Annotated in this window: 21 protein-coding genes; 19 read left to right on the top strand and 2 right to left on the bottom strand. The window is 72.8% G+C overall.

Annotated elements, in window-relative coordinates; translation table 11 throughout:
• Positions 1-20: 20 nt before the first annotated feature.
• The 17 genes from PHZ_RS14955 (at position 21) to PHZ_RS14875 (ending at position 17,792) form a co-directional block, all read left to right on the top strand.
• Positions 21-977, top strand: a complete 957-nt coding sequence (locus PHZ_RS14955; RefSeq protein WP_012523245.1) for a DnaJ C-terminal domain-containing protein — start codon at positions 21-23, stop codon at positions 975-977.
• Positions 978-1,040: 63 nt separating this feature from the next.
• Positions 1,041-1,370 carry a PepSY domain-containing protein gene (locus tag PHZ_RS14950; protein WP_012523244.1) on the top strand — a complete coding sequence of 110 codons (330 nt, stop codon included), beginning with the start codon at positions 1,041-1,043 and terminating at the stop codon, positions 1,368-1,370.
• A 36-nt stretch (positions 1,371-1,406) separates the two neighbouring features.
• Entirely contained in the window at positions 1,407-2,099 is a 693-nt protein-coding gene (locus PHZ_RS14945) for a response regulator transcription factor (protein ID WP_012523243.1), read from the top strand.
• A gap of 67 nt (positions 2,100-2,166) precedes the next feature.
• The gene (locus PHZ_RS14940) at positions 2,167-3,510 is read left to right on the top strand and encodes an ATP-binding protein (RefSeq protein ID WP_012523242.1); all 1,344 of its coding nucleotides are present in this window, start codon (positions 2,167-2,169) and stop codon (positions 3,508-3,510) included.
• 113 nt (positions 3,511-3,623) lie between these two features.
• The gene (locus PHZ_RS14935; RefSeq protein ID WP_012523241.1) at positions 3,624-4,997 is read left to right on the top strand and encodes a hypothetical protein; all 1,374 of its coding nucleotides are present in this window, start codon (positions 3,624-3,626) and stop codon (positions 4,995-4,997) included.
• A gap of 60 nt (positions 4,998-5,057) precedes the next feature.
• Positions 5,058-6,137, top strand: a complete 1,080-nt coding sequence (ccmI, locus tag PHZ_RS14930; RefSeq protein ID WP_041373586.1) for a c-type cytochrome biogenesis protein CcmI — start codon at positions 5,058-5,060, stop codon at positions 6,135-6,137.
• On the top strand, positions 6,134-6,619 hold the full coding sequence (gene ccmE / locus PHZ_RS14925; protein ID WP_012523239.1) for a cytochrome c maturation protein CcmE: 486 nt from the start codon (positions 6,134-6,136) through the stop codon (positions 6,617-6,619). The genes ccmI and ccmE overlap by 4 nt, the downstream gene beginning before the upstream one ends.
• Complete coding sequence (locus PHZ_RS14920; RefSeq protein WP_041374276.1) at positions 6,619-8,592, top strand: heme lyase CcmF/NrfE family subunit; 1,974 nt, start codon at positions 6,619-6,621, stop codon at positions 8,590-8,592. Before ccmE ends, PHZ_RS14920 begins: the two co-directional genes overlap by 1 nt.
• Complete coding sequence (locus PHZ_RS14915) at positions 8,589-9,041, top strand: cytochrome c-type biogenesis protein (protein ID WP_012523237.1); 453 nt, start codon at positions 8,589-8,591, stop codon at positions 9,039-9,041. The genes PHZ_RS14920 and PHZ_RS14915 overlap by 4 nt, the downstream gene beginning before the upstream one ends.
• Positions 9,042-9,184: 143 nt before the next feature.
• Positions 9,185-10,744, top strand: a complete 1,560-nt coding sequence (locus tag PHZ_RS14910) for a Do family serine endopeptidase (protein WP_012523236.1) — start codon at positions 9,185-9,187, stop codon at positions 10,742-10,744.
• Positions 10,745-10,776: 32 nt separating this feature from the next.
• Positions 10,777-11,448, top strand: a complete 672-nt coding sequence (locus PHZ_RS14905) for a response regulator transcription factor (RefSeq protein WP_012523235.1) — start codon at positions 10,777-10,779, stop codon at positions 11,446-11,448.
• A 15-nt stretch (positions 11,449-11,463) separates the two neighbouring features.
• Positions 11,464-12,864 (top strand): sensor histidine kinase, encoded by a 1,401-nt coding sequence (locus PHZ_RS14900; RefSeq protein WP_012523234.1) that lies wholly within the window; start codon positions 11,464-11,466, stop codon positions 12,862-12,864.
• Positions 12,865-12,873: 9 nt separating this feature from the next.
• Complete coding sequence (locus tag PHZ_RS14895) at positions 12,874-15,762, top strand: bifunctional [glutamine synthetase] adenylyltransferase/[glutamine synthetase]-adenylyl-L-tyrosine phosphorylase (protein ID WP_012523233.1); 2,889 nt, start codon at positions 12,874-12,876, stop codon at positions 15,760-15,762.
• A gap of 69 nt (positions 15,763-15,831) precedes the next feature.
• Complete coding sequence (locus tag PHZ_RS14890; protein ID WP_012523232.1) at positions 15,832-16,293, top strand: EF-hand domain-containing protein; 462 nt, start codon at positions 15,832-15,834, stop codon at positions 16,291-16,293.
• Positions 16,290-16,862, top strand: a complete 573-nt coding sequence (locus tag PHZ_RS14885; protein WP_269079171.1) for an RNA polymerase sigma factor — start codon at positions 16,290-16,292, stop codon at positions 16,860-16,862. The genes PHZ_RS14890 and PHZ_RS14885 overlap by 4 nt, the downstream gene beginning before the upstream one ends.
• A gap of 4 nt (positions 16,863-16,866) precedes the next feature.
• Positions 16,867-17,265 (top strand): hypothetical protein, encoded by a 399-nt coding sequence (locus tag PHZ_RS14880; RefSeq protein ID WP_012523230.1) that lies wholly within the window; start codon positions 16,867-16,869, stop codon positions 17,263-17,265.
• A complete protein-coding gene (locus PHZ_RS14875) occupies positions 17,262-17,792 on the top strand; it encodes a periplasmic heavy metal sensor (RefSeq protein WP_012523229.1) in 531 nt (176 codons plus the stop codon). Before PHZ_RS14880 ends, PHZ_RS14875 begins: the two co-directional genes overlap by 4 nt.
• On the opposite strand, the gene PHZ_RS14870 is transcribed toward PHZ_RS14875, so the two are convergent.
• The gene (locus tag PHZ_RS14870) at positions 17,727-19,535 is read right to left on the bottom strand and encodes a sensor histidine kinase (protein WP_330218138.1); all 1,809 of its coding nucleotides are present in this window, start codon (positions 19,533-19,535) and stop codon (positions 17,727-17,729) included. The genes PHZ_RS14875 and PHZ_RS14870 overlap by 66 nt on opposite strands.
• A gap of 185 nt (positions 19,536-19,720) precedes the next feature.
• On the bottom strand, positions 19,721-22,345 hold the full coding sequence (pepN, locus tag PHZ_RS14865) for an aminopeptidase N (protein WP_012523227.1): 2,625 nt from the start codon (positions 22,343-22,345) through the stop codon (positions 19,721-19,723).
• Positions 22,346-22,574: 229 nt separating this feature from the next.
• Between pepN and PHZ_RS14860 the strand changes: the two genes are divergently transcribed.
• A complete protein-coding gene (locus tag PHZ_RS14860; RefSeq protein WP_041373585.1) occupies positions 22,575-22,775 on the top strand; it encodes a hypothetical protein in 201 nt (66 codons plus the stop codon).
• 91 nt (positions 22,776-22,866) lie between these two features.
• Complete coding sequence (locus PHZ_RS14855; protein WP_012523226.1) at positions 22,867-23,979, top strand: acyl-CoA dehydrogenase family protein; 1,113 nt, start codon at positions 22,867-22,869, stop codon at positions 23,977-23,979.
• Positions 23,980-23,983 lie beyond the last annotated feature (4 nt).

Below are 23,983 nucleotides of genomic sequence, written 5' to 3'. Positions count from 1 at the left end.
TTCGCAGAGGTTCTTAGAGTTTGGCGCGCGACCCCTATCAGGAGCTGGGCGTCTCACGGGCGGCCACGGCGGACGAGATCCGGAAGGCGTTCCGGAAGCTCGCCAAGGCGAACCATCCCGACACCAATCCCGGGAACAAGGAGGCCGAGGAGCGCTTCAAGCGCGTCAGCGCGGCCTTCGACATCATCGGCGATCCCGAGAAGCGCAAGAAGTTCGACGCCGGCGAGATCGACGCCGAGGGCCGTGAGACCTTCCGCGGATTCGGCGGGGCCGGCGGCGCGGGCGGGCCATGGGGTCCACCGCCGGGCGGCGGCTTCGGCGGGCGCGGCGGCGGCTACCGGTCCGAGACCTTCGAGGGCGTCGACCTGGGCGACATCCTGGGCGAGATGTTCGGCGGCGGCGGCCGGGGCGGCCGCGGCGGCGGGGCCGGCGGCGGCTTCGGCGGCTTCTCCCAGCGCGGCGCCGACGTGCGCGCCAAGCTGGAGATCGACCTGATCGACGCCATCCGGGGCGGCAAGCGCCGGATCGCGTTCTCGGACGGGCGCACCGTCGACGTCACCATCCCCAAGGGCGCCCAGGAGGGCCAGACCCTGCGCCTGCGCGGCCAGGGCGCTCCGGGCCGCTCGGGACCGGGCGACGCCTTCATCGAGCTCACGATCCAGCCGCATCCGGTCTTCCGCCGCGAGGGCGAGGTGCTGGTCATGGACCTGCCGGTGACGCTCTACGACGCGGTGCTGGGCGGCAAGGTCGAGGCGCCGACGCCGGACGGTCCCGTCACGCTGACCATCCCCAAGGGCTCGAACACCGGGGCGAAGCTGCGGCTGAAGGGCAAGGGCCTGACGGACGCGCAGGGCCGCCGGGGCGACCTGTTCGCCCGGCTGGTGGTCGCCCTGCCGGACGCCCCCGATCCCGCGCTGGAGATGCTGGCCGAAGACATGCGCAAGTCGCGGCCCTATACGCCGCGACGACGCGGCTAAACCAACCTAGTCTAAGATCAGCGTTCAGGCGGGGTTCAGTCCCCGACGGATAAACGGGACCCCATGAAACGCCTCTTCGCCATAGCCGTCCTGCTGGCGGGCGCCGCGGCCCCGGCCGCAGCGGTCGCCCAGGAAGGCCGACCTGCGCTCGGCGCCGGGCGGGGCGACCAGGACCAGGCGCGCGAGGGCGTGCGCTCGGGACGCCAGGTGCCGCTGTCGCGCGTTCTCGCCTCGATCGGCGCCCGCACGCCGGGCCGCCACCTGAACACCACCATGGGCGAGGCGGGCGGCCGGCCCGCCTACTACGTCCAGTGGCAGCTCGATAACGGGCGGGTCGTGGTGTTCGTGGTCGACGCCGAGTCGGGGCAGGTCATGCGCCGGCAGGGCGGCTGAGGCGGACGGGAACTCTAGAACGGAAGGACGCGGGACGTGCGCATCCTGCTTGTTGAAGACGATCCGGACCTGTCGCGGCAGCTGAAGCTGGCGCTGACCGACGCCGGCTATGCGGTCGACCACGCCCCGGACGGCGAGGAGGCCCAGTTCCTGGGCGAGACCGAGCCCTACGACGCCATCATCCTCGACCTCGGCCTGCCCAAGGTGGACGGCGTGTCGGTGCTGGAGCGCTGGCGGCGCGAGAACATGGCCACGCCGGTGCTGATCCTGACGGCGCGCGGCGCCTGGAGCGAGAAGGTGGCTGGCTTCGACGCCGGGGCCGACGACTACCTGACCAAGCCGTTCCACACCGAGGAGCTGCTGGCCCGCCTGCGCGCCCTGCTGCGCCGCTCGGCCGGCCACGCGACGCCCAACCTGTCGTGCGGCGGCCTGCGGCTGGACCCGCGGGCGGCGCGCGCCAGCGTCAACGGCGAGCCGCTCCGCCTGACGTCGCTGGAATACCGCCTGCTGCACTACCTGATGATGCACCAGGGCCGGGTGATCAGCCGCACCGAGCTGGTGGAGCACCTGTACGACCAGGATTTCGACCGCGATTCCAACACCATCGAGGTCTTCATCGGCCGGGTGCGGAAGAAGATCGGCGCCGACCGGATCGAGACCGTCCGCGGTCTGGGCTACCGGCTGATCTGTCCGGAGGACGAAATGGGGGCGGAGACTGCGGGGACCTAGCCTCCAGCGCGCCTTCCGGACCCTGGCCCCCGAGGCCCTGCGCCGGCCCTCGCTGGCGCGGCGGCTGGTGCTGCTGGCGGTCGGCTGGAGCTTCGCGGCCCTGGTGATCGTGGCCGTGGTGCTGGCGCTGCTGTTCCAGCAGGCCGCCCTGCGCCGGTTCGACCAGAACCTCTCCGACCTCGTCGACAACATGATCTCGGGCTCCACCGTCGAGAACGGCGAGGTGGTGGCCCCCGCGCTGACCGACCAGCGGGCGCTGCGGCCGTTCTCTGGCCGCTACTGGGCGATCCTGGAGCCCACCGACGCCGGCGGCGTGCGGCTGATCCAGCCCTCCCGCTCCATCTGGGATTCCGAGCTGCGCACCCCGCCGGACCTGGTGGAGCGCCTGCGGGCCGACCCCTCCCGTCCCGTGGCCTTCGACGTCATGGGCCCCCAACCCGGCGAGCGCGTACGGGGCCTCGCCCGCTGGACGCTGCTGTACGGGCGCGAGGCGCCGGTGATCTTCGTGGCCGCCGAGGACCGCGAGCCGATCGACCGCGACGTGCGCAACTTCATCGCCGCCACGGCCCTGGCCTTCGGCCTGCTGAGCGCCGGGCTGGTGGGGGCGGTGGTCATCCAGGTGCAGGTGGGCCTGCGCCCCGTTTTCCGCCTGCAGCGCGAGGTGGGCGACGTGCGCCGCGGCAAGGCCGAGCGGGTGCAGGGCGGCTATCCCACCGAGCTCGCGCCCCTGGCCGAGGAGCTGAACGCGCTCCTGAAGCACAACCAGGAGACCGTGGAGCGCCAGCGCACCCACGTCGGCAACCTGGCGCACGCCCTGAAGACCCCGATCAGCGTCATGATGACCGAGGCCGGCCAGCAGCCGGGGCAACTCGCCGAGGTCGTCGCCCGCCAGGCCGAGGTGATGCGCCAGCAGGTCGACCACCACCTGCGCCGGGCCCGCGCCGCGGCCCGCACCCAGGGCCAGGGCGAGCGCACCAGCGTCGCCGAGGTGCTGGACGAGCTCGCCCGCACGCTGGAACGGATCTTCCGCGACAAGGGCGTGACCATCGACTGGGACGCGCCCGAGGACCTGTTCTTCCTTGGCGAGCGGCAGGACCTGCTGGAGATCGCCGGCAACGGCATGGAGAACGCCGGCAAGTGGTGCCGCGGCAAGGTCCGCGTCCGCGCCGCCGCCGAGGACGAGATGCGCCTGATGCTCACCATCGAGGACGACGGCCCCGGCCTGCCTCCCGACCGGCGCGAGGAGGTGATCCGTCGCGGCGCGCGCCTGGACGAGAACGCCCCCGGCTCGGGCCTCGGCCTGTCGATCGTCGACGAGCTGGCGCGGGCCTACGGCGGCTCGCTGGAGCTGGGCGACAGCGCGCTCGGCGGCCTTCTGCTCTCTGTCCGGCTGCCCCGCGCCGCGGCCTGACGCGCCCGCCCGCGGGAGGCGAAGCCCGTCAACCTTAAGTTTGGGAAAACCTTAACCCCCGGCGGCGACATTCCAGTCTGCGGGGCCGTGTCCCCGCCGGAGACCGGGGACCCATGGCCGCGCTGTCGGAGCGCAAGATCGAGATCGTCAGGACGCTGGTGGAAGCCGCGCCGGACAAGGTCGTGGGCAATCTCCAGATGGCGCTCGCCGAGACCAGCGAGGACTCCGCCCTGGGCAGCGTCCGGCGTCTCGTCGAGTCCGAGGTGGACGAGCGGCGCCTGCGCAACACCGTCCTGCAGCCGATCGCGCCCATGTGCGTGGGCGACGGCCGCGACGAACGCGCCCTGACCTTCCCCGCCCGCGTCCTCGCCCTGCTGTGGCGGGGCCTTCGCGCCACCGCGCCCGAGGAGGTGGAGGAGGCGCGCGAGACCTTCGAGACCTACGACCCCGAGGAGAGCTCGGAAGAGTCCTTCGACCAGCTCGTCCGGATCGCCGCCTACGCGGTCCGCTCGCGCGAGCACGCCGGCTTCCGCGAGGCCGCCGAACTGGCCGACGCGGCCCGGCCCAACGGCGCCGAGCTGCTGGCCTCCTGTCTGGATCTCGCGCCCGTGGTGCGCCGGGCCAGCCGCCGCATCCCTGAATGGCTGGCTTCGTTCAGCGAAGGCTCCGCGGCCGCCGCCAGGCTCGCCTACAAGGACGCCGTCGCCATCGCCGAGGACGCCGGGCCGCGGTTCTTCGAAATGCTGGCCGCCCAGATGGCTCATCCGTGGATGGTGCTGCGCATCATCTCGGAGGTGATGGACAAGCCCAACGAGCGCTATCTCGCCGATTCCGAGATGGCCGGCTTCGGCGAGCGGCTGCTGGAGGACATCGACAACGCCCTGAAGTCGATCGCCAAGTTCGACCTGGACGGCGGGCCCGAGGCGGCGCGCCGGGCCGGCAAGCTGGTCGAGGTGATCACCCTGCAGATCGCCGAGCTCGAGACCTACATCGACCTGTCGCGCGACCACGGCTGGGGGCACCGGATCTCCAAGCAGAAGGCCTCGCTGGCCAGCGTCGTGGAAGGACGCCTGCGCGACGCCGAGAAGCACGTGAAGCTGGCCCTGCCGACCGAGCCGGCCCGGCTGCGCCGCATCCGCCGGGCGATCCCGCGCCTGACCCTGCCGCCCGACCCGCGCACCACCGCCCGCGCCGTGGCGCTCCTGCACTTCACCCAGGAGATCCGCTCCAGCGCCAACTACGGCGGCTTCTCGGCCGCCCGCCTGAAGATGTTGGAGGCGGTCGGCGAGCATCTGGATTCCTATGTCGACGAGGCCGTCGACCTTCTGAAGACCGGCGACGCCGAGGACGAGCACGTCGCCGAGGCGTTCCTGGAGGTCGCCGCCGACCTTTCGCTGCTGGTGCGCGGCGAGAAGGCCGCCGACCTCGTCCGCCGCCGCACGGCCGCCGCGACCCACCCGGACCTGCCCTTCGCCGCCGACGGGTAGGACAGACGCGTAGAAGAGACGCACTCGCGCCCGCGCGGGGTTTCGGCTAAAGCCGCCGCCATGATCCTGTTCTGGGTGGTCGCGGGCGTGCTGACCGCGGCGGCCGCCGCCCTGATCCTGATGCGCGCCAGAGGCGCCGCGGCCGAGGACGCCGCGGGCGATCCCGCCGCCGTCCTCTACCGCCGGCAGCTCTCCGAGATCGACGAACTGGCCGACCGGGGCCTGATGGGCGAGGCCGAGCGCAAGAGCGCCCACGCCGAGGCCGCCCGTCGGCTGCTGGCCGCGGCCGATGCGCCGAAGGACGCCTGGGCCGGCGAGGGGCGCGGGCGCGGCGGCGTGCTGGCCGCGGTCGTGGCGGTCCCCGCCCTGACGCTCGGGCTCTATCTGGCGCTGGGGGCGCCGGGCTATCCCGACCGCCCCTACGCCCAGCGCCTGGCCGAGTGGAAGGCCGCCGACCTTTCGACCCTCGGCGCCGCCGAGATCGCCGCCGTGCTGCGCGACGTGATCAGGACCCGGCCGGCGGATCCCGAGGGCTACCGGTTCCTGGCGCTCGCCGAGGGTCAGTCGGGCAACGTCCCGGCCGCCGTGCGGGCGCTGCGCCGCGCCGTCGAGCTGGCCCCGGACCGCACCGACCTGCGGCGCAGCCTGGGCGAGGCCCTGGTCTACCAGGCCGGCGGCAAGGTGGAGGCCGACGCCCGGGCGGTGTTCGAGGACCTGCTGCGCCGCGAGCCGGGCGATCCGGCGGCGCGCTTCTACCTGGCCCAGGCCAAGGTGGAGGCGGGCCAGCGCGCCGAGGGCGCCGCCGAGCTGCGCGCCCTGCTGGCCGACGTGCCGGCCGATGAGCCGCGGAGGGAGATCGTCGAGGCCGCCATCGCCAAGGCCGAGGGCCGGGGCGCGGCCGCCGCGGCGGTGGGTCCGCAGGCCGAGGCGATCCGCGGCATGGTCGAGGGCCTAGCCGCGCGTCTGGAAGAAAACCCCGACGATCCCGAAGGCTGGGTGCGGCTGGTCCGCTCGTATTCGGTGCTGGGCGAGGACGCGCGGCGCGACGCCGCTCTGGCGACGGCGCGAGCCCGCTACGCCGACCGTCCGCAGGTGCTGCAACAACTGGAGGAGGCCGCGCGCGCGGCGCCGATGGAATGAGCTGGTTGCCCAAGTCCCCCAAGGCCCGCCGGCGGCTGATGCTGGTCGCGGCCATCGCCCCCGTGCTGGCCGTGGCCGCGGGCCTGACCCTGTGGGGCCTCTCGGACTCGATCTCGTTCTTCTACACCCCGTCCCAGGCCGAGGCGGCCAGGCCCGCGCCGGGCCGCTCGATCCAGCTGGGAGGCCTCGTCGCCGCCGGCTCGGTGGTGAAGCATCCCGACGGGCGGGTGGAGTTCACGGTGGCCGACCAGGACGCCGAGGACCGCGTGCTCTTCCAGGGCGACCTGCCCGACCTGTTCCGAGAGGGCCAGGGGGTGGTGGCCATCGGCGCCTTCCGCGAGGACGGCGTCTTCGAGGCCAAGCGCGTGCTCGCCAAGCACGATGAGCGCTACATGCCGCGCGAGGTGTCCAAGGCCCTGAAGGAACAGGGCGAGTGGTACGGCGACGGCCAGCGGCCGGAACACCAGGGCGACGCCCTATGATGATCGCCGAGGCCGGCGCCTTCGCCCTGATGCTGGCGCTGGCGCTGTCGATCGCCCAGACGGGGCTCTCGATCGCCGCGCGCCTGCGCCGCTCGACGGTGCTCGCGGGCGCGGGCGAGGGGGCGGCGCTGGGCGCGTTCCTCGGCGTGGCGGTCGCCTTCGCCGCCCTGGTGACGGCCTTCGTCACCTCGGACTTCTCGGTCGCCAACGTGGCGGCCAATTCGCACTCGCAGAAGCCGCTGCTCTACCGGATCGCCGGCGCCTGGGGCAGCCACGAGGGCTCGATGCTGCTGTGGTGCCTGGCGCTGACCGGCTTCGGCGCCGCCGCCGCGGGCCTCGGACGCAGCCTGCCGCGCGGCCTGCGGTCGGTGACGGTGGCGACCCAGGGGATGCTGGGCGTCGTCTTCCTGGCCTACACGGTCTTCGCCTCGAACCCGCTGATGCGGCTGGCCGAGCCGCCCGTCGAAGGCCGCTCGCTCAACCCGCTGCTGCAGGACCCGGCGCTCGCCCTGCACCCGCCGTTCCTCTACGCGGGCTACGTCGGCATGTCGGTGGTCTTCTCGTTCGCCGTGGCCGCCCTGGTGGAGGGCCGCGTCGACGCCGCCTGGGCGCGGTGGGTCCGGCCGTGGACCCTCGCCGCGTGGAGCTTCCTGACCCTCGGCATCATGCTGGGCTCGTTCTGGGCCTATTACGAGCTGGGCTGGGGCGGCTGGTGGTTCTGGGACCCGGTGGAGAACGCCAGCTTCATGCCGTGGCTGGTCGCCGCGGCCCTGCTGCACTCGGCGGTGGTGACCGAAAAGCGCGGCGCCCTGCCGGGCTGGACCGTGTTCCTGGCCCTGGCCGCCTTCACCTTCTCGATGCTGGGAGCGTTCCTGGTGCGCTCGGGCGTGCTGACCTCGGTGCACGCCTTCGCCGTGGACCCGACCCGCGGCGTGCTGCTGCTCATGATCCTGGGCGTCACCGCGGGGGCGGGCTTCGCCCTTTTCGCCTGGCGCGCCCCCAGCCTGCCCCAGGGCGGGGTGTTCGCGCCGGTGAGCCGCGAGAGCGCGCTGGTGCTCAACAACATCCTGCTGACGGCGGCGACCGCCACCGTGCTGCTGGGGACCCTGTTCCCGCTGATCCGCGAGGCCGCGACCGGCGATGCGATCTCAGTGGGGCCGCCCTACTTCAACCTGACCTTCACGCCGCTGATGGCCGCGCTGCTGATCCTGCTGCCGGCCGGTCCGCTGCTGGCCTGGAAACGCGGCGACGCGCGCGGGGTGATGCAGCGGCTGTGGCTCGCCGCCCTTATCGCGCTCGGCGCCGGGCTCCTGACCATCGCCCTCGTCAGTCCGCGCAAGGCGCTGGGCGCGGCGGGCGTGGCGCTGGGGGCCTGGCTGATCGCCGGCGCCCTGGCCGAGATCCTGGAGCGGGTGCGGGCCTTCCGCGCGCCGGCGTCCGAGAGCTGGCGCCGGCTCTGGGGCCTGCCGCGCGGCGCCTGGGGCATGACCCTGGCGCACCTGGGCCTGGGCGTCTTCGTCCTGGGCGCGGTGTTCGAGACCACGTGGAAGGTGGAGGCCGCCGAGACCCTGCCGATCGGCGGGGCGCTGGACGCCGGCGCCTACCATGTGACCCTGGACGCCATCGAGGCGGTCGAAGGTCCCAACTACGAGGCCGAGCGCGGCGCGGTCACCGTGACCCGCGACGGCGAGGTGATCTGCCGGGCCGCGCCCGAGCGGCGGCTCTACACCGCCGGCGGGCAGACGACCTCGGAAGTCGGCCTCTGCTACCGCGGCATGAGCCACGTCTACGTGGTGCTGGGCGAGCGGCGCGACGGCGGCCCCGAGCCGGTGTGGCTGGTGCGCGCCTACTGGAATCCCTGGGCGAGCCTGATCTTCATCGGGCCCGCGATCATGGCCCTGGGCGGGTTCGTGTCGCTCTCCGACCGCCGCCTGCGCCTGGGCGTCGGCGGCCGGCGGGAGGCGCGCGCATGAGGCTGAAGCTGATCCTCGCCGCCCTGGCGGGCGTGCTCTCGATCGCGGCGGCGTCCGACCCGGCCGAGCGGCTGGCCGACCCGGCGCAGGAGGCGCAGGCGCGCGAGATCTTCAAGGATGTCCGCTGCCTCGTCTGCCAGAACGAGTCGATCGACGATTCCGAGGCCGAGCTCGCCAAGGACCTTCGCCGCATCGTGCGCGAGCAGGTCAGCGCCGGGCGCAGCGAGGACGAGATCAAGCGCTTCCTGACCGACCGCTACGGCGAGTTCGTGCTGCTGACGCCGTCGTTCAACGCCTGGAACCTGGCCCTCTGGATCGGCCCCTTCCTCGTGCTCGCGGCGGGCGTGGCGCTCCTCATGCGCAGGCTGGGCGCGAAAAGTCCCGAGCCGGACCTGTCAAAAGAAGAAGCCGATCGACTGAAGCGTCTTTCGGACCCGGAACAGACCTGACACGTTTGCGCCCAAGATCGGACGCGAAGCTGCGCGCAGGCTATCCGAAACGTAACTTGAGGAGCGTTGCACTTCCGTGCATCGGACCTAGGTTGTTCGGGCGCGCCGCGGACGTGCGGGGCGCACAGGGAAACTGAAGGCTTATGACCTCGAAGAAGACGGGTTACCTCCTGGGCGCCGTGGCCGGCGCCGGCGTGATGGCCGCCGCGGTGGCGGGCGCGGGCATGCGGATGCCGGAGGCGCGGGCCGACCAGCCGCAGGCCGGGCTCATCAAGGCGTCGACCACGCCGATCTTCGCGCCGCCGCCCGGCGCGCCCATGTCGTTCGCCGACATCTTCGATCGCGTCTCGCCGGCGGTGGTCTCGATCAACGTGACCAGCCGGGTCAATCCGAGCGACCTGCGGCAGATCCCGGGCTTCCCGTTCAACCTGATCCCGCGCCAGCCCGACGGGGGCGAGGACGAGGAGGGCGGCCAAACCGAGCGCGGCCAGCCGCGCCTGCCGACCCAGCAGTCGGCGGGCTCGGGCTTCTTCATCTCGGCCGACGGCTACATCGTCACCAACAACCACGTGGTCGAGAACGCCGAGAAGATCACCGTCGTCCTGAAGGACGAGACCGAGCTCGAGGCCACCGTCGTCGGCCGCGACGAGGCGACCGACATCGCGGTCATCAAGGTGAAGAACGGCAAGGGCCCGTTCCCGTTCGTGAACTTCGAGAACTCGGCGCGCCCGCGGGTGGGCGACTGGGTGATCACCGTCGGCAACCCGTTCGGCCTGGGCGGCACCGCCACGGCCGGGATCATCTCGGCCTACGGGCGCGACATCGGCGAGACCTTCGTCGACTACATCCAGATCGACGCCCCCATCAACCGGGGCAACTCGGGCGGGCCGACGTTCGACGTCTACGGCCGGGTGATCGGGGTGAACACCGCGATCTTCTCGCCCTCGGGCGGGTCGGTCGGCATCGGCTTCGCCATCCCCGCCGATCTCGCCGATTCGGTGACCAAGCAGCTGATCCGCGGCGGCAAGATCGAGCGCGGCTACATCGGCGCCACCATCCAGAACTTCACCACCGAGATGGCCGAGGCGGCCGGCCTGGGCGAGCAGAAGGGCGCCATCGTGGCCGACCTGACGCCGGGCGGACCGTCGCAGCGCGCGGGCCTGCAGGTGGGCGACGTCGTGACCGCGATCAACGGGACGGCCGTGCGCTCGTCCTCCGAGCTCACCCGCCAGGTGGCCCGGGCCAAGCCGGGCGACAGCCTGCGCCTCGACGTGATCCGCGAAGGCCGCCGCCGCACGGTGGAGGTGCGGGCCGGCACGCGTCCGTCCGAGCGTGAGCTGGCGGCCGCCAACGACAACCTCGGCGGCCAGGGCGCGCCCGGCGGCGAGGGCCAGCCCCAGGCCAGCCCCTCGGCCCTCGGCCTGACCCTCGGCGTGGTCACCGACGCCATGCGCAGCCGGCTGAACCTGCCCGCCGACGTGCGCGGGGCGGTGGTCGAGAGCGTCGACCAGAACTCCGACGCGGCCAGCAAGGGCCTGCGCCGCGGCGACGTGATCACCCGGGCCAACAACCGGGCCATCAACAGCCCGGCCGAGCTGGTCGCCGTCGTCGAGGAGGCCAAGAAGGCCGGCCGCACCAGCGTGCTGGTGGGCGTCTTCCGGAACGGCCGGACGTCCTTCCTGCCGCTGAAGGTTTCGGGCTAGGCTCGGACCATGCAGCCGGGGGGCGGAATCACATGCGGATCCTGATCGTCGAAGACGACCTCGAGGCGGCGGGCGTGATGGTCCGCGGCCTCACCGAGGCCGGCCACGACTGCGTCAGCGCCGCCGACGGCGAGGAGGGTCTGAAGGCCGCCCGCGACGGCGAGTTCGACGTGATGATCGTCGACCGGATGATGCCCAAGATGGACGGGGTCACTCTCGTGGAGACCCTGCGCCGCGAGGGCGACCGCACGCCGGTGCTGTTCCTCTCGGCCCTGGGCGAGGTGGCGGACCGCGTCGACGGCCTGCAGGCCGGCGCCGACGACTACCTGGTCAAGCCCTACGCCTTTCCCGAGCTGATCGCCCGGATCGAGGCCCTGGCCCGGCGCCGCGACACCGGCTCGGTCAACACCCTGCTGCGGGTGGGCGAACTCGAGATGGACCTGATCGCCCGGACGGTGCACCGCGCCGGCAAGGAGATCGACCTGCAGCCGCGCGAGTTCCAGCTGCTCGAGTTCATGATGCGCCACGCCGGCCAGTCGGTGACCCGCACCATGCTGCTGGAGAAGGTCTGGCACTACCACTTCGACCCGCAGACCAACGTCATCGACGTGCACATCTCGCGGCTGCGCTCGAAGATCGACAAGGGGTTCGACCGGCCGATGCTGCAGACCGTGCGCGGCGCGGGCTACCGGCTGGACGCCTAGGTCCGGCGCGGCGTCATGCGCCTGCCGCGCATCTTCCGGACGACGCCGTTCCGGCTGACGCTGCTGTTCCTGGCGCTGTTCGCCAGCGCGGCCTCGGCCTTCCTGGCCTACATCTATGTGGCGACCGCCGGGGAGGCGACGCGTCGGACCGACCAGGAGATCCGGCGCGAGATGCGCTCGCTCACCGACGTCTACGACCGCGCGGGCGTCGATGCGGTGAACCAGTCGCTGATCGAGCGGGCGGCCAGCGAGCGGCCCTTCCTCTACCTCCTGATGACCCGCAACGGCGAGCGGATCTCGGGCTCCATCGAGGAGTCGCCGGTCGAGGAGTTCACCGGCGAACCCGCCTGGGCGACCTTCCAGGTCACCGACCTCGACGTGCAGGGGCGCGAGGTGAAGCATCCCGCCCGCGGCCTGCAGCAGCGGCTCTCGGGCGGGCAGATCCTGTTCGTCGGCGCCGACGTGGGGGCGGACGAAGCCTACGTCGCGAAGATCGTCAACGCGCTGTGGGGCGCGGTGGTGCTGGTGGTCGTGCTGGGCCTGGCCGGCGGCATCCTCGTCAGCCGCAACGTCTCGCGCGCCATGGCCAGCCTCACCGACGTGGTGGACCGGGTGCGCGGCGGCGAACTGGGCGCCCGGGCCCACGTCCGCGGCACCCGCGACGAGTTCGACGAGCTGGCCCAGGGCGTGAACGAGATGCTGGACCGCCTCGAGCGGTCGATGGCGGGCCACAAGCACGCCGGCGACGCCATCGCCCACGACCTGCGCTCGCCCCTCACGCGGCTGCGGGCGCGGCTGGAAGCGGCCTATCTCGACGTGGAGGCGGGCAAGGGCGACCCGCGCCAGGCGCTGGCCCAGGCGCTGGAGGACACCGACGGGGTGCTGAAGACCTTCGGCGCCGTGCTGTCGATCGCCCGGCTGCAGGCCGCGGGCCAGGCGCCGGACCCCCAGGTATTCGACCCCGCCGAGTTGGGCGCCGACATCGCCGAGCTGTACGAGCCGCTCTGCGAGGACAAGGACATCGACTTCGCCGCCGAGTTCGCCCAGGGCCTGACGATCCGCGGCAACCGCGAGTTCCTCGCCCAGGCCCTGGCCAACATCCTGGACAACGCGGTGAAGTACACGCCGGCCGGCGGGGCGATCATGCTGCGCGTGCGCCGCCGTTCGTCGGGCGAGGTGGAGTTCTCGGTGACCGACACCGGCCCGGGCGTGCCCGAGCACGACCGCGAACGGGTGATCCAGCGCTTCGTCCGCCTCGAGAACAGCCGCAACGAGCCCGGCGCGGGCCTCGGCCTGTCGCTGGTCGCCGCCGTGGCCGAGGCGCACGGCGGGCGCCTGGAGCTGAGCGAGGGACCGGGCAAGGTGGACGACAAGGGCCCGGGCCTGAGGGTCGCCCTGATCCTGCCGAGGGCCTAGAAGAGAGGCATGAGCCTCGGCGCCCGACTCCGTCCCTGCGGTCCCGTCCTCGACGCCAAGGCGGCCGATCGGGCGCGGGAGATCATCGCCGACACCGCCTGGACCCCGGCCCTGGAAGGGGCCTGGCCGGCGCTGGCGCCGGTGTTCGGGGCGTCCCCCTATCTCGCCGGCCTGGCGCGGCGCGATCCCAGGCGGCTCGCCGCCCTGCTGGAGGCCGACCCGGACGCGCGCCTGACCGAGATCCTCGCGCGGACCGCGGCGCTCGCCGACGGCCTGCCCGAGGCCGCGGTCGAGCCCCTGCGCCTGCTGAAGCAGGAGCTGCACCTGCTGACCGCCCTGGCCGACCTGGGCGGGGCCTGGGACCTCGATCAGGTGACTGGCGCGCTGACCCGCTTCGCCGACGCGGCCGTGACCGCCTCGCTGACCGCCGCCGCCCGCGGCGAGGTGGAGTCCGGCCGGCTGACCCGCCTGGGCGAGGGGGAGCAGGGCCCGGTCCCCGGCTGGTTCTGCATCGCGATGGGCAAGCAGGGCGCCTTCGAGCTGAACTACTCCAGCGACATCGACGTCTCGGTCTTCTTCGACCCCGACCGGCTCTCGGCGGTGCTGGCGCAGGACGTGGAGCCCCAGGCCTTCGCCGTCCGCCTCACCCACCGCGTCTCCGACCTGATGCAGGCCCGGACGGCCGACGGCTACGTCTTCCGCATGGACCTGCGGCTGCGGCCCGACCCGTCCTCGACCCCGCCCGCGGTGCCGACGCCGGCGGCCCTGGAATACTACGAGAGCGTCGGCCAGAACTGGGAGCGGGCGGCCTTCATCAAGGCCCGCCCCTGCGCCGGCGACATGACGGCGGCCCGCGCCTTCCTGGGCGAGCTCATCCCCTACGTCTGGCGCAAGAACCTCGACTTCGCCGCCATCGCCGACATCCACTCGATCAAGCGGCAGATCCACGCGCACAAGGTCGACGAGCGCGTCTCGGCCAAGGGCGTCGACCTCAAGCTGGGCCGCGGCGGCATCCGCGAGATCGAGTTCTACGTCCAGACCCAGCAGCTGATCCTGGGCGGCCGCCACCCCGAGCTGCGCGGCTCGCGCACCCTGGACGCGCTCGCCGCCCTGGCCGCCGCCGGCCATGTGGCGCCCGAGACGGCCGCCGAGCTGACGGAGTCCTACCGGACCCTCCGCGCCGTCGAGCACCGCATCCAGATGCTGGCCGACGAGCAGACCCACCGCCTGCCCGAATCCGATCCGGAACGGCGGCGGGTGGCGGCGCTGTCCGGCTATGACCGGCTGCAGAGCTTCGATGCGGCCATCACGCGCCTGCTGAAGGGGGTGAACGCCCGCTACGGCGAGCTGTTCGCCGAGGAGGAGCAGCTCTCGTCCCGGTTCGGCAGCCTGGTGTTCACCGGCGTGGACGACGATCCCGAGACCCTGGCCACCCTGCAGCGGATGGGCTTCTCGAACCCGGCCCGCGTCGCCCAGACGATCCGCAACTGGCACCACGGACGCATCCCGGCGACGCGCACCGAGCGGGGACGGGAGCTGTTCACCCGCCTGGCGCCGCGCCTGCTGGAAGCCGCCCAGGCGACGGGAGCCCCCGATCCCGCCTTCAACCGCTTCGCCGACTTCTTCGGCAACCTCTCCACCGGCGTGCAGCTGCAGTCGCTGTTCCTGGCCCAACCCAAGCTGTTCGAGCTCGTCGTGCAGGTGATGGCCTTCGCGCCACGCCTGGCCTCGACCCTGGCCCGGCGGCCGGCGGCGATCGACGCCATGCTGGACCCGGCGTTCTTCGCCCCCATCGACGTGGCCGAGGACGCCGAGCTCATGGCGAGCGCCGTGGCCCGCGCCGGCGGCTTCGAGGCGGCCATGGACGTGGTGCGCCGGATGCACCGCGAACAGGCCTTCCGGGTCGGCGTGCAGGTGATGAGCGGGGCGGCGGGCGCGGAGGTCGCCGGCAAGGCCTTCGCCGATCTCGCGGACCTGTGCATCCAGGTGCTGGCGCCGGCCGCCCTGGCCGAGGCCGAGCGGCTGGGCGGCGCCTTCGAGGGCGAGGTGGCCGTCGTGGCGCTGGGCAAGTGCGGCTCGCGCGAGATGAGCGCGGGCTCCGACCTCGACCTGATGACCCTCTACCGGGCCGCCGATCCGGCCGGAATGTCGGGGGTGAAGGGCTGGGACGCTTCCACCTTCTACGGCCGCTTCACCCAGCGGCTGATCGCGGCGCTCTCCTCGCCCACCGCCGAGGGGACGCTGTACGAGGTGGACATGCAGCTGCGCCCCTCGGGCACCAAGGGGCCGGTGGCGGTGAGCATGGCCGCCTTCGAGCCCTACTACCAGGGCGAGGCCGAGACCTGGGAGCTGCTGGCCCTGACGCGGGCGCGCGTGGTGTGGGCCAGTTCGGACGGCTTCGCCGCCCAGGCGCAGGCGGCGGTCGAGGCCGCCCTGCGCCGGCCCCGAGAGCGCCGACGCACGGCCAAGGACGTGCGCGAGATGCGCCAGCTCATGGAGCGCGAGCGGCCGCCCAAGGGCGACTGGGACCTGAAGCTCTCGCCGGGCGGGCTGGTGGACATCGAATTCGCCGCCCAGTTCCTGCAGATCGCCCATGCGGCCGACGGCGGGCCGCTCAGCTCCAACACGGCCGACGCCCTGGAAGCGTTCCGCGTCTCGGGCCTCGCCCCCGAGGGGCCGCTGGGGGCGCTGACCGAGGCGTGGCGCCTGCAGCAGGACCTGACCCAGCTGCTCAAGGTGGCGCTGGAGGACGGGGCCGATCCCTCGGCCGAGCCCAAGGCCTTCCAGGCGCTGCTGGCGCGGGCCGGGCAGGCGCGGACCTTCCGGAGCCTGCGCACCAAGCTGGAGAAGGCCCAGGCGCAGGCCCGGCGCGCCTACGAGGCGCTTCTCAAGACCTGAGCGACGGAAACGGCGGCGAGCTGCGTGGAAGGTGTCGAGGGGCACGAGACACGAAGGTTCGAAAAGCACATGCGCCTGTTCACCACCGCGGCCGCCCTGGCCGCCCTCGCCACCGTCGCCCTGGGCGGCGCCGCCCTGGCCCAGCCCCGGCCGCACGGCCCGCCGAACCTCGATCGGGACGGCGACGGCAAGGTCACCCTGTCGGAGTTCAAGGCCGGCCACGCCGAGCGCAGCGGCCGGATGTTCGAGAAGCTCGACGCCGACCGCGACGGCAAGGTCACCGCGGCCGAAGCCGAGGCGGCCAAGCCCGAAGGCCGCGGGGGCCGGATGGCCAAGCGGCGCGGCCACGGCGGCGGCGCCATGCTGATGCGCGCCGACGCGAACGGCGACGGCGCGGTGACCCGGGCCGAGCTCGACGCGGCCGCCCAGCGGCGCTTCGAGGCGGCCGACGCCAACAAGGACGGCTGGCTCTCCGCGGACGAGCAGCTCAAGATGCGGCCCAAGGGGCGTGACGGTCGCGGACCGCGATAGACGCCCCGGCGAGGCGAGGCTTGGGGACGTCCGACCCGGACGCGGAACTCCTGTCGCGGGTGGCCGACGGCGACCCGGCGGCGGCGCGCGCCCTGGTGGCGCGCAAGCTCCCCAGGCTGCTCTCGCTGGCCGGCCGCATGCTGGGCGATCCTCGGGAGGCCGAGGACGTCGCCCAGGACGCCTTCGTCCGCGTCTGGAAGCAGGCGCCCAGGTGGCGGGCGGGCGAGGCGAAGTTCGACACCTGGCTGCACCGGGTGGCCATGAACCTCTGCTACGACCGCCTGCGCCGCCGGCGCGAGACGCCGATGGCCGATCCGCCCGAGCGGGTGGACGAGGGGCCGGGGCCGGACCGCGGTCTGCTGGCCGCCGACGTCGGCCGGCGGGTGGCGCGCGCGCTGCAGGCCCTGCCCGAACGACAGCGGGAGGCGATCGTGCTCTGCCACTATCAGGAGCTCGGCAATATCGAGGCCGCCCAGGTGATGGGCGTCAGCGTCGAGGCGCTGGAGAGCCTGCTGGCGCGCGGCCGCCGGGCGCTGCGCGCGGCGCTGTCGGACCTGGCGGAGGCGTGACCCCATGACCCCCGATCATTTCCGCAATCTGGCCGAGGTCTATGGCGGCGAGCTTTCCCGCTGGCCCGTGGACGAGCGGCCGGCGGCCGAGCGCCTGCTGGCGGCGGAGCCCGCCCTCGCGGCCGTGCTCGCCGAAGCCTCGGCGCTGGACGACCTGCTGGCGGCGGTTCCGGCGCCGAGCGCTTCCGCCGCGCTCGCCGAGCGGATCGCGGCCAGTGCGCCGGCGCCGCGTCGGCCGCGTCTCTCCTGGGCCTGGCCTGCGGGTCTGGGCGCGGGGCTCGCGGCCGCATGCGCGGCCGGCCTGCTCGCCGGCGTGCACATGGCCGAGCGGGCGTCCGAGGCCGAGGCCCTGCTGATCGCCGTGAGCCAGGACTACAGCCCCTATCTCGAGGACGACGCATGACCAGCCGCCGGACCCTGATGATCGCGCTCTTCGTCTCGCTGGCGGCGAACCTGTTCGCGGTCGGCCTGCTGGTGGGCGGCTACCTGGCGGGACCGCGCGGGACGCCGCCGCACGCCGCCCGCGTGCTGGGCCTGGGGCCCGGACCGGGGCCCGGCGCGATGCTGTCGGCCGCCGCGGCGCTGAGCCCCGAGCAGCGCGACGCCTTCCGGGAGAGCTGGCGCGCCCAGGCCCGCGAGGCGAGGCCCCGGCTGCGCGAGGCCCGCCAGGTGCGCCGCGAGGCCTATCAGCGCTTCGTGCGCGAGCCGTTCGACGCCAGCGCCGCCCTGACCGATCTCGACCGCGCCCGCCGCCTGGAGCTGGAGGGCCGCGCGCTGGCCGACCGCCAGCTCGTGGAGTTCGCCGCAACCCTGCCGGCGGCCGACCGGATCCGTTTCGGCAAGGCGCTGGCCGCGCCGCGTGCCTCAGGCCGCCGCGGCCCCGATCCTGGCGGCCGTCATGGCGGCCCCCCGGCTCTGCCGGACCGGTAGCGAGAAGCTCGCCGTCGTCCCCTGGCCGGGGGCGCTCTTCAAGTCCAGCAGGCCGCCGTGCAGCTCGACGAAGGCCTTGGTGAGGGCAAGGCCCAGGCCCGTCCCCTGCTGGGTCTTGGCATGCTGGCTCTCGACCTGTTCGAACGGCCGGGCCAGGCGCTCCAGGTCCTCGGGCGCGATGCCGATGCCGGTGTCCTGGACGCTGACCCGCACCCGCTGGCCCAGCGGATCGTCCCGGCGCTCGGCGCGCAGGGTGATGCGGCCGCCGCGGGGCGTGAACTTGATGGCGTTGGAAAGCAGGTTCAGCAGCACCTGCTTCACCGCCCGGTAGTCGGCCTCCACCTCGGGCAGCTCGACGAAATCCAGAACCAGCGTCAGGCCGGCGCTCTCGGCGCGGTTGCGCACCAGCCGCAGGGCGTCCTCGGCGATCTCCTCCAGCGAGCAGGGATCGAAGCGCAGGCTCATCTTGCCGGCCTCGATCTTGGACATGTCGAGGATGTCGTTGATCAGGGCGAGCAGGTGCTGGCCCGAGTTCAGGATGTCGCGGGCGTAGTCGCGGTAGCGGGCGTCGCCCAGCGGGCCGTACATCTCGGCCACCATGATCTCGGAAAAGCCGTTGATGGCGTTCAGCGGCGTGCGCAGCTCGTGGCTCATGTTGGCCAGGAACTCGCTCTTGGCCTGGCTGGCGCCCTCGGCGCGGATCTTCTCGGCCTCGTACTTGCGGGCCAGCTCCGAGAGCTGCTCCTGGCTGCGTTCGAGGTTGAACACCGCCCGGCGCAGTTCCTCCTCCTTCAGCCGGCGCGCCTCCTCCTGGGCCTTCAGCACGGTGATGTCGGCGGCGGTGACCACAAGGCCGCCCTCGGCGGTGGGCCGCTCCGAGATCTGCACCCAGCGGCCGTCGGCGAGCTCGGCCTCGCGCACGCCGCGGCGGTCGCCAGGGGCGGGATACTCCTGGCGCACGGCCATGCGCGCGGCGCGCTCGACCTGTTCGCGGCCGACCCCGGCGAGGAGCAGGCCGGACTCCAGCTTGAAGTAGTCGCGGTAGTTGCGGTTGCACATCAGGAGCCGCCCGTGGCGGTCCCACAGCACGAAGGCCTCCGAGACGCTCTCGATCGCGTCCCGCAGGCGGCTCTCGGCCTGCTGGGCGCGGGCCTGGGCCAGCCGCTCCTCGGTGACGTCCAGCGCCACGCCGATGATCCGCGCATAGCCCCCCTCGGGCGCCTCGCCGAAGCCGCGGCCGCGGGCGTCGATCCAGATCGGCCGTCCGCCCGCCAGGCTGGGCACCCGGAACGAGACGTCGAAGTCGCCGTAGATCGCGGCGTTGGCGAGCGCCTCGCGCAGACCGTCGCGATGGCCGGGCGAGACGCGGTCCAGCACCTGCTGGCCGTCCACCACCCCGCCGCGCCAGCCGAACAGGGCGGCCGTCACCTCGGACATGAAGATCTTGTCGGCCGCCAGGTCCCATTCCCAGATGCCGCAGCGGGCCGCCTCGACGGCCATCCGGAACCGCTGCTCGGAATCGCTGAAGGCGGCGTGCGCCCGCTCGACCCGCAGGGATTCCACCAGCAGCAGGACGCCAAGGCCGATGGCGACCAGCAGCGGGGCGGCGATCCAGGCGAGCTGTTCGGCCGCGCTCTGCGCCCCGCCGCCGAAGCGGGCCAGGGCCGCCACGGCGTAGACCGCCAGCAGGAGCAGGGCGCAGAGCACGCCGATGCGAGCGAAGCGGTGGCTGGGCGCGCGCACGGGGGCCAGCGCCGGACGCGCTCCGCCTGCCGCCTTTCGCCCCCCGCCCTTGGCCAAGGCCCGCTGCTCCTTACGCCTGCGCCGGTCTGCCGGCGCAAATCAGCAAATCAGCAGACTACGCCAAGAGTATCCGGGGCGTAACCGTGGCTCGGGCGGACTTATCGTCGCCGACGACTGCGGGTTGCTCAGGTCTCTTCGCCCAGGGCGCGGGTCGCCAGCTCGTAGACGTTCTTCGACAGCCCGTCCTTGGCGGCGATCCGCTGGAGCTCGGCCTTCATCAGCGCGCCCAGCTCGGGCCGGTAGCGCCGCCAGCCGCCCAGAGGATCGACGAGCCTGGCCGCCGTCATCGGGTTGAAGCCGTCGATGGCCAGGATCTGGTCGGCCAGGAAGCGGTAGCCCGCGCCGCTCGGGTCGTGGAACCGCGCCGGATTGAAGTTCGCGAAGGTCGAGACCAGCGCCCGCAGCCGGTTGGGGTTCTTGCCCTCGAAGGCGGGGTGGGCGGTCAGGCCCAGCACCCGGCCCAGCGCGCCCTCCGAAGGATCGCGCGCCTGGATCGCGAACCACTTGTCGACCACCAGCGGTTCGGACTTCCAGCGGGCGTAGAAGTCGGCCAGCGCCTGCTCGAAGGGCGCGCCGCCGATCTGCATCAGGGCCGACAGCCCGCCCATGGCGTCGGTCATGTTGCCGGCGGCCTGGAAGTGGCCCTGCGCGAGGTCGGCGATGTCGTGGCGCGGGTTGGCGGCCAGCAGCTCCAGCGCCGCGTTGCGCAGCGCCCGGCGGCCGGCCCCCGCCGCGTCGGGCGAGAACTCGCCGAGGTCCTGCAGGCCGGTGTGCAGCCGGCGCAGCTCGGGCTCCAGGTGCACCGACAGGCGGGCCCGCAGCGCTTCCCGCGCCTCGTGGATGGCGGCGGGGTCGGCCGGGCTCATCTGCAGGGCCAGGTCGGGCTCGGACGGCAGGGCCAGCAGCAGGGCCTTGAAGGCCGGATCGGCCGCCTGGTCGCTCAGCGCGCGGGCGACCGCCTCGGCGTAGCGCTCCTCGTTCACCTCGTCGGCGCGGCCCGCGGCGCGGGCCAGGATCAGCTCGGCGGCGAGCCCCTGGCCGGCTTCCCAGCGGTTGAACAGGTCCGGGTCCGAGGCCAGCAGGACGTAGCGGTCCTTGGCCGGGGCGTCGGTCTTCAGCACCACCGGAGCGGAGAAGCCCCGCAGGGCCGAGACGACCGGCGGGCGGTCCACGCCCGTCAGCGTGACGGTGGCCTGCGCCGCGTCCAGCACGACGACGGTCTCGTCGACCGCCTGGCCGTCGCGTTCGAAGGCCTGGGTGCGGCCTTCGTGGTCCAGCAGGCCCACGATCACCGGGATCGGCAGGGGCTTCTTCTGGGGCTGGCCCGGCGTGGGCGGGGTCTCCTGGCGCAGGTCCAGCGTCAGGGTCCGGGCGGCCTCGTCGTAGCGGCTGGCCAGCGAGACCCGCGGCGTGCCCGCCTGCTCGTACCAGGCGAAGAAGTCCGACAGGTCGCGCCCGGAGGCGTCCTCGAAGCAGTTGATGAAGGCCTCCACGGTGGTGGCCTGGCCGTCCCAGCGCTCGAAATAGCGGTCCATCCCCGCGCGGAACGCTTCGGGCCCGATCAGGGTCTTCAGCATGCGGATGATCTCGGCGCCTTTCTCGTAGATGGTCGCCGTGTAGAAGTTGTCGATCTTCAGGTAGCTGGACGGCCGCACCGGGTGGGCGAGGGGACCCTGGTCCTCGGCGAACTGGCGGGCGCGCAGGGCCTTCACGTCCTTGATCCGCTGGACCGCCTCGCCGCGCATGTCGGCCGAGAAGCTCTGGTCGCGGAAGACGGTCAGCCCCTCCTTCAGGCACAGCTGGAACCAGTCGCGGCAGGTGATCCGGTCGCCGGTCCAGTTGTGGAAATACTCGTGGGCCACCACGCTCTCGATGCGCTCGTAGTCGAGGTCGGTGGCGGTGGCCGGATCGGCCAGCAGCAGGGAGCTGTTGAAGATGTTCAGCCCCTTGTTCTCCATGGCCCCGAAGTTGAAGTCGCGGACCGCCACGATCATGAAGAGGTCGAGGTCGTACTCGCGGCCGAAGGCCTGCTCGTCCCACGTCATCGAGCGCTTCAGCGCGTCCATGGCGTAGGCGGCCCGCGGCGCCATGCCGGGATCGACGTAGATCTTCAGCTCGACTGTCCGGCCGCTCATGGTGACGAGGCTGTCCTCCAGCACGTCCAGCTCGCCCGCCACCAGGGCGAAGAGGTAGCTCGGCTTGGGGAAGGGGTCGTTCCAGACGGCGTAGTGGCGCCCGCCCGGCAGATCGCCGGACTCCATGAGGTTGCCGTTCGACAGAAGCCGGCCGAACGCCTTGTCGGCCTCGATCCGCACCGTGAAGCGGGACAGCACGTCGGGCCGGTCGGGCCAGAAGGTGATCTTGCGGAAGCCCTCGGCCTCGCACTGGGTGCAGAAGCGGCCGCCCGACATGTAGAGGCCCTCGAGGGCCTTGTTGTTCTCGGGGTCGATCTCGACCTCGGTTTCCAGGGTGAAGGCGTCGGGGACGTCCGGGATGGTCAGCCATTCGGCGTCGATGGTCCGCTCGCCCTCGGCCAGCGCGCGCCCGTCCACGGCAACCGAGACGGGTTTCAGTCGCTCGCCGTTGAACCGCAGGGGCTCGGCATGGTCGCCGTTGCGGCGGACGGAGAGCTTCGCCTTCACGCGGGTCGTGTTCGGCTGGAGGTCGAATGTCAGGAAGACCTCGTCCACCAGGAAGGCGGGCGGGCGGTAGTCGGAAAGGCGGATGGCTTGCGGGGTCTCTGTGCGCATGGACGGCATCTAGGCGTTCGATCGGGGCGGCGCCAAGGCGGGCGCTGCATTGGACGGGGAACGGGGACGCGATCGGGCGCGCGCCCCATCATCTGACAGGGCGAACGGCGCGGGGCAGGAGCAGGTTGCGGAGTTTCCGGCCGCGGCCCGTCAGGAAGGCGACAGACGGATCGGCCGGCGGGGTTCAAAGGACTGTGGGGGCGCGGAGGGCGCCTCGGGGGATTGTGGCTTGGATTCCTACCGGATCTATCGGATCGCCGATGGCGGCCGACTCGTCGTGGGCGAGGCCTTCGATGCGAAAGACGACGGCGAGGCGCTGGAGCGGGCGAAGCGGCTCCACGACGGCAAGGCGCCCCTCGAACTGTGGGCGGGCGGCCGGCTGGTGGGCCGCCTCTCCAAACTGGGGCTGTTCACCGCCGGCCCCGGCTGACGCGAGGTCATACTTTTCACGGCCAAACCCGCGCGTATGCTCCCGGCCAGAGGAAGCCGGAGCCGGACATAACCGGCGCGATGGGGCCCATATGAATTTCGATTTTTCCGACGACCAGAAGTTCCTGAAGTCCGAGGCGCGAAAGTTCCTCGACGCCAACTGCCCGACGACCCGCGTCCGCAAGGTGCTGGACGACGACGCCAAGCCCTACGACGCCGAGCTGTGGAAGCAGGTGGCCGAGCAGGGCTGGCTCGGCGCCGCGATCCCCGAGGAGCACGGCGGGCTGGGCCTGGGCCACATCGAGCTGTGCGCCATCGCCGAGGAGCTGGGCCGGGCCGTCGCGCCCATCCCGTTCGCCTCCACCGTCTACTTCCTGGCCGAGGCCGTGATGCTGGCCGGCTCCGACGCCCAGAAGGCGGCGCTGCTGCCGAAGATCGCGGCGGGCGAGGTGATCGGCTGCGTGGCCGCCTCCGAGGGCCCCGGCCCGGTGAGCGCCTCCACGCTCCAGGCCGGCGTCTCGGGCGGCAAGCTCTCGGGCACCAAGCTGCCGGTGACCGACGGCGACATCGCCACCCACGCCCTCGTCCTGGCCAAGGAGGGCGGCAAGGCCGGCCTCTACCTGGTGGACCTGTCCTCGGGCGTGACGCGCGAGCCGCTGAAGACGCTGGACCCGACCCGCGATGCGGCGAAGCTGACGTTCGACGGCGCGCCGGCCGAGCGGCTGGGCGGGGCGGGCGAGGGCTTCGCCCTGCTGGAGCAGGTGATGGATCGGGCCGCGGTCCTGCTGGCCTTCGAGCAGTGCGGCGGGGCCGACCGGTGCCTGGAGATGGCCAAGGCCTATGCGCTCGAGCGCTACGCCTTCGGCCGGGTGATCGCCTCGTACCAGGCCATCAAGCACAAGCTGGCCGACATGTACGTCAAGAACGAGCTGGCCCGCTCGAACGCCTACTACGGGGCCTGGGCGCTCAACACCTCGGCGCCCGAGCTGCCGGTGGCGGCCAGCGCCGCCCGCATCGCCGCGTCCGAGGCCTTCTGGTTCGCCTCCAAGGAGAACATCCAGACGCACGGCGGCATCGGCTTCACCTGGGAGGTGGACGCCCACCTCTACTACCGGCGCTCGCGCCAGCTCAGCCTCGTGGCCGGCGCGCCGCGGGTCTGGAAGGAACGGCTGGTCAGCCACCTCGAACGGCGCAACGCGGCCTAAGGGA

The sequence above is a fragment of the Phenylobacterium zucineum HLK1 genome, assembly GCF_000017265.1.
GTDB lineage: Bacteria > Pseudomonadota > Alphaproteobacteria > Caulobacterales > Caulobacteraceae > Phenylobacterium > Phenylobacterium zucineum.
This window is presented reverse-complemented; position numbering and strand designations above follow the sequence as displayed.